Source organism: Paenisporosarcina sp. P4_E4_2, from assembly GCF_056401595.1.
Genome location: NZ_JBFUJC010000182.1, coordinates 1 through 6,235 on the forward strand (window position 1 = coordinate 1; position 6,235 = coordinate 6,235).

Here is a 6,235-nt window from a genome sequence, read left to right on the forward strand (position 1 = left end):
GCCTAGAATCTCGACAAAATGGGAAGAAAAATACAAAAGACCATATAATGAACAAGATGTAGAGAATCTATATACTGAATTTGTACCTGCACTCATGTCTTCCTTAATCGAGTATACAGATCCTATTCCAGAGGTTGTGGAGACTGTGCAAATATTAAGAAACCAAGGATTGAAAATCGGTTCAACAACAGGATATACACAAACTATGATGGATGTTGTTGTTCCTAATGCTTTGAAAAAAGGCTATAGTCCAGATTTTTATATTACACCGGATGGAACAAACTCTATTGGAAGACCGTATCCTTATATGATATATCGCAATATGGAAGCATTAGAATTATCAGCATCATGGAAGGTAGTAAAAGTAGGAGATACTACTTCAGATATTAAAGAGGCGGTTAATGCAGGCGTTTGGTCAGTGGGTGTCGTKATCGGCAGCTCTGAAATGGGATTAAGTTTAGATGAATTTAATGCTCTATGTAAAGAAGAACAAGAGAAAGTGATCTCTAAAACAGAAAAATCCTTTTTACAAAATGGAGCAGATTTTACAATCAAATCGATGAGCGAATTGCCACCATTAATTGAGAGAATCCATCACCTTATTTCAGATGGAAAAAGACCTAATGCTAAATAAGCTAAACTAAAAGATTGACGGGGTTAGTAACTTTAGTCAGCTACGGACATAATAGTTAAGTCAGTTAACGCTAAAGGTTTAGAAAAGATTAAATCAACCACGTCAACACCTTGTCTGACTGGAATCAAAGATGCTGATGGATGAATACTATATAACTGATACATAGTTATATAATTAAAGATAATAGGTGATAGCCTGTTAGGAAAATGAATATTCTGTATCGGACAACTAAGAGCAAACCTTTAATACAGGTTTTGCTCTTTTTTTATTCCGGATATTTTTGACAACCGGAACACCCCTAGATTCCAGAATTTCCATTACTATCATCATTTGAGAATGATACATGGAAAAGGCTTGTTGCACTAACGAGGGCGTCTCTTTCTTATTCAACTAACGGGTGCTTTAGTTGAAGATTCGATTTCCGAAATAATCAATCTTTTTTATAAAAGTGAATAGCAATAAACAGGTGAAACCTCGTATGTTGATCAAACTTTGTTCAAAATACGAAGTTTGTTTATCACCTAAAAATTGAGGATTCTCGCTAAATTTTAATCAATCATTATTCAAAGGTTATAATTGGATTAATAATCATAGTATTAATACTTGGATCTGCATTAAATCTTAATACACAAGAAGAACAAATATCCCAACTAGAATTGCAATGGCTGATAAAAAATTTCCGTGACTCAAATAATACTTTAAAAAACAAGACCACTTATCCCTGATAAATGGTCTTGTTTTTTTGTGTAGAATTGAAGAACTTTTCAGTCATTATGGTAAAATGAGAGAGGTGTTTGAATTGTTAAGGGGGATATATATGGAAACGACAGAGAGATTTATTGACTATGTTAAAAAAATGCAGGCCTACACGGAAGTAATTGGTCTGATGTATTGGGATTTACGTACTGGTGCTCCGAAAAAAGGAGTCAATCAACGTTCCGAAGTGATAGGGACAATGTCTTCAGAATTATTTGCAATGCAAACATCTGATGACCTGGCGGGCATGCTTGAAGAACTTGAAAATAATTTAGAATCATTGGATCCAATTACAAAACAAACGTACAAAAAAGTTAAAAAAGAATATGATATGAACAAAAAAATTCCCGCTGATGAACACAAAGCATTTGTAATTTTGACTTCGAAATCTGAATCCGCATGGGAAGAAGCAAAGGACAAATCGGACTTTAAGATGTTCTATCCGTATTTAAAAGAAATCGTAGAAACGACAAAAAGATTCGTTACTTATTGGGGTGTAAAGGATAACAATCCTTACAATACGCTCCTTGATGAATATGAACCAGGAATGACAACTGACATATTGGATGAAGTATTTGGCGAATTAAGAAACCGAATCGTGCCATTGGCGAAAAATATTGCAGATTCTCAAAATCAACCAAAAACTGATTTCTTATTCAAGACGTTCCCGAAAGATAAACAAAAACAATTCAGCTTGGATATTTTAAAGCAGCTAGGTTATGATTTCGAAGCGGGACGCTTGGATGAAACGGTCCATCCTTTTGCTACTGGTTTGAACTGTGGAGATGTCCGCATTACAACAAAATATGATGATAATGATTTCCGTTCAGCGGTATTTGGAACGATTCATGAATGTGGCCATGCACTATATGAACAAAATTTCTCAGAGGAACTTGAAGGTCTCCCATTAGCAAGTGGCACATCTATGGGTATTCATGAATCCCAATCCTTGTTTTACGAGAATTTTGTCGGGCGTAATGAAAAGTTCTGGGAGCATAATTATGAAACACTTCAGTCCTACGCTCCGGAACAGTTTGGTCATATTGCAGTTGAAGATTTCCTGGCAGCAATCAATGAATCAAAATCTTCGCTTATTCGAATTGAAGCGGATGAGTTAACATATCCATTGCATATCATGATTCGCTATGAAATTGAAAAAGGTCTCTTCAATGGAGACATGAAAGTAGAAGATCTGCCTCAAATCTGGAACGATAAATACGAAGAGTATTTGGGGGTTAAACCTTCCAATGATGGAGAAGGAATTTTGCAGGATGTGCACTGGGCTGGAGGTGCCTTCGGTTATTTCCCGTCTTACGCACTCGGCTATATGTATGCATCTCAATTAAAAGCAGCGATGTTGAAAGATTTGCCTAACTTCGATGAATTATGTGCTAATGGTGATTTGGAACCAGTGAAAAACTGGCTGACAGATAAAGTACACCGTCACGGCAGTATGAAAAAGCCATTGGAAATTCTAACAGAAGCTACTGGCGAAGGGTTGAACGCAACATATCTTGCTGAGTATTTGGAGGAAAAGTATTCTCGTTTATATAAATTGAATTCATAATATCGGAGGATTGCTATGGGGGGACGCACATGAAGAGAATTGCAATTATTTCAGATATTCATGGAAATATGCCTGCCCTGGAATCGGTTTTTGAGGATATTCAACTTCATACGGAATTATCGAGCATGTTGGAAACAGTGTCAGTGTTCAACTTGTACGGGTACCATATGATAAGCAAGCGGTATTACAAAAAGCAAAAGATCTCGGGATGCCGAACATAGATGTTTATGAAGCAGAGATTTTGGATTGCATATATAGAGGTCAACAAAAGAAAGAAGCTCAGGCAACATGAGCTTCTTTTTTTGTTGGCTTTGATAAGGGAATTATAGAGATAAAAGTGGGAAAATCAGTTGCAACCAACCCCGACTTTCCACCAATATCGTTACTAGTTAATATGAGATGAGAGTTTGACAAGGTGACATTTTATATTACTTTTTTTGTTTTAGACGAGTATACTAGCATAATTTTTAAAATAAATAAATTTCCAATTATTGTTAAGTTGGTTCTTTTGACATAGATGAAAATGAAAGTTTTATAAAAATATAGTTTTGAAGGGGGAGTAGTTTACCTTTAATAAGAAATTCAAAAATTTGTTAAAGCAGTAGGATAAACTTGAAAATTTAGCCATTTATTTAACTGTAAAATGGAAATTCAAAGGGTTTTATATAGCGCAAAAGTCTCGTGTAATGAAAACTCATAAGAACATACAAATTTCCCAATTATGCAAGCAATTAGTCTATATTACTTATTTTATGGGTTTTTTATACATAGAGTCGAGATTGGGAAATAATATCTATACGTCAAAACTCAATCCTAGCATGGGGAAATAGAATTTTATTGATCTCGTATTAAATCATGTTTTGTATCATTATACCTAATTTTAAATAGGTACTAAATATCAATTATGAAAACGATGAATTTTAGCGACAAATTATGACAAAAAAACGGCTTTCTTTCTTTTATAGTTTGATTAACAACTAGAGATTCACGATCGACACCACTGATACTGTTTGCCTACATGATTAGGGAAAGGGGGCCATGGGTGTTTTTATTTGGTCATTTTTGTGGGAATGTAAAATGCAATCCGCTTTACGAAAGGCAAGAAAGGTAGATTAAAAGGGAGGAAAGAAGATGACGAAGAAAAATAGTTCTAAAAAGTCTTTCAACATTGCTGTTTCTTTACTCATGACATTGTCTCTAATCGCACCTGGAGTCGCGAGTGCCGCATCAACTAGTAAACTGCACCAGTCGCTTAATAATTCGAACGTGAATACAATCGAAAAAGTGAGCAAACGATTGCTGTCGGATTTTAAAGAAGATGAGAAAGTTACCTTCTTAATAAAATTCAAAGAAAAAGCGGATGCGCAAAAAGTGGTAGAAGAGGCTAGGAAAAGTTCTCAAAAAGCGAAATTATCTTCTAAAAAATCATTAATGGTCCAGCGTTCTGCATTAGTGTCTGAGCTAAAAGCGACTTCCCTTCAAGAGCAGCAAGATGTAAAACATTATCTTGAACAAGAAGCTGCTAAAGGTAATGTTGAAGATATCCACTCGTATTATATTGTAAACGGGATGGCTGTTACAGCAACGAAAGAAGTAGCAGAAAAAGTAGCTTCTTTTGCGGAAGTTGAAAAAGTGCTGCCGAATGAAATGCGACAGCTTTTCACAACAAAAACGAAAGAAGCTGTGGCGCCTGAATCTGAAGTTGCCAATATTGAATGGAATGTTCAACGTGTTAAAGCGCCAGACGTATGGGCGATGGGAATTGATGGAGCAGGAACGGTTGTAGCGAGCATTGATACGGGGGTTCAATGGGATCATCCAGCATTAAAAGAAAAATACCGTGGTTACAATTCTTCAACAGGTCAAACAGATCATGACTTTAACTGGTTTGACGCTACAGCTGGACAAGCTACACCTTATGATGATCATGGTCATGGTACTCACGTGACTGGAACAATGGTAGGTAGTGAAACAAACGGTTCCAACCAGGTTGGAGTAGCTCCTGGTGCTAAATTCATTTCTGTAAAAGCTTTTACTCCAAATGGTGGTACAGATGCGGATTTATTAGAAGCTGCACAATGGATTTTAGCACCAACAGATTCTGAAGGAAATGCCCGTGTTGATATGGCTCCAGATGTTGTAAACAACTCTTGGGGTGGTGGTCCAGGTCTTGACGAATGGTATCGTGATGTAGTCAACAACTGGCGTGCAGCAGAAATTTTCCCTGAATTTTCAGCAGGAAACACAACGCCAACAAATCCAGGTGGTCCGGGTTCTGTTGCATCACCTGCAAACTATCCTGAATCATTTGCAACAGGTGCAACTGATATTAACAACATAGTAGGTAATTTCTCTTTACGAGGACCTTCTCCTTATGCTGAAATCAAACCAGATATCTCAGCTCCAGGAGTAAATATCCGTTCTTCTGTACCCGGTGGTGGTTATGAAGGCGGCTGGAATGGAACATCAATGGCTGGACCAGCTATATCCGGGGTCGCGGCATTGTTGCGCCAAGTAAACGCTAACTTAACCGTTGATGAAATGGAGCAAATTTTACTTGAAACAGCAATCCCATTAACTGACTCACAATATCCACAAACACCGAATCACGGGTATGGATATGGTTTAGTTAATGCGTATGAAGCGGTGTCTTCAATCATGAACGGTATTGGAAAAATTGGTGGACAAGTTACGAAACAAGGTGAAGATGAGGAAGCACCAGTCTTTGAACATAGTTCTCCTATAGAAACGTATGAAGGTATGGATCTGGACTTGGCTGTTACAGTAACAGATAACATCAGCGTTTCATCAGTTAAATTAAGTTATTTAGATAGAAACAATGAATGGCAAACTATGGCGGCTTCACGAATTTCTGGTGACTACAAAGTTGGTGAATACGCTGTTACGATTCCTGGAAATTCAGTAACAGGGGAATCATTCACTTATAAATGGATCATCAATGATTTCGGAAACAACGTTGTCAATAGTGAAGAATATTTGGTTGAAGTGAAACCGGGTATTACTGTTGGTTACTTCCAAGATTTTGAAACTGCTGCAATTGGCTGGAGTTCATTTGGTGAAATGAACAGCTGGGAGTGGGGAGTTCCAACTTCTGGACCTGGAAATGCCGCGTCTGGTGAAAAAGTATATGCAACAAATTTAGAAGGTAAGTATGACAGTAACATGAACGCAACACTTGTTCTCCCTCCAGTTGATCTGCCAGAAGGTAATTCGTATCTGCAGTTCAAACACTGGTATAGTTTTGAAAAAGGTTCTCT

At 37.1% G+C, this 6,235-nt stretch carries 4 protein-coding genes; all 4 read left to right on the plus strand.

What is annotated here, in order from left to right; all coding sequences use genetic code 11:
* A partial coding sequence (gene phnX / locus AC1DSB_RS12685) for a phosphonoacetaldehyde hydrolase (RefSeq protein WP_477586828.1) occupies nt 1-634 on the plus strand: 634 nt, incomplete at its 5' end.
* Between the two features lie 817 nt (nt 635-1,451).
* Nucleotides 1,452-2,957 carry a carboxypeptidase M32 gene (locus AC1DSB_RS12690; RefSeq protein WP_477586829.1) on the plus strand — a complete coding sequence of 502 codons (1,506 nt, stop codon included), beginning with the start codon at nt 1,452-1,454 and terminating at the stop codon, nt 2,955-2,957.
* Between the two features lie 29 nt (nt 2,958-2,986).
* Nucleotides 2,987-3,178 carry a hypothetical protein gene (locus AC1DSB_RS12695; RefSeq protein ID WP_477532675.1) on the plus strand — a complete coding sequence of 64 codons (192 nt, stop codon included), beginning with the start codon at nt 2,987-2,989 and terminating at the stop codon, nt 3,176-3,178.
* 910 nt (nt 3,179-4,088) lie between these two features.
* A partial coding sequence (locus tag AC1DSB_RS12700; protein WP_477586830.1) for a S8 family serine peptidase occupies nt 4,089-6,235 on the plus strand: 2,147 nt, incomplete at its 3' end.